The organism is Nosocomiicoccus sp. HMSC059G07 (assembly GCF_001815515.1).
In the GTDB taxonomy this organism is placed as follows: domain Bacteria; phylum Bacillota; class Bacilli; order Staphylococcales; family Salinicoccaceae; genus Nosocomiicoccus; species Nosocomiicoccus ampullae_A.
The window spans coordinates 1-265 of sequence record NZ_KV820837.1 but is presented as its reverse complement, the minus strand read 5'-3'; the positions used below and the strand labels follow the sequence as shown (position 1 = coordinate 265).

Below are 265 nucleotides of genomic sequence, written 5' to 3'. Positions count from 1 at the left end.
TTTTCTTGAATCACATTTCTTTCGTCGTATTCGTTTACTAAATTACCATTAATGTATTCATAGTAAGTTGTAATTTCTACAATACCCTCTTGACCTAATTGTTCGACATATTCTGTTCCTTCTAGTAAGTTTTCATCATAACGATAAATTGTCTCAAAAGGTATTTCTTCAATCACATCTTGGCGGTCTATTGTTTTAACACCTTGACCAACTACAATGATTTCATCAATCTTTTCTTGAATCACATTTCTTTCGTCGTATTCGT

General features: G+C 31.3%; 1 protein-coding gene. It reads right to left on the bottom strand.

Features of this window, described 5'->3' with window-relative positions; translation table 11 throughout:
* On the bottom strand, positions 1–265 hold a 265-nt coding region (locus HMPREF3029_RS05100), incomplete at both ends, for a G5 domain-containing protein (protein ID WP_144265418.1).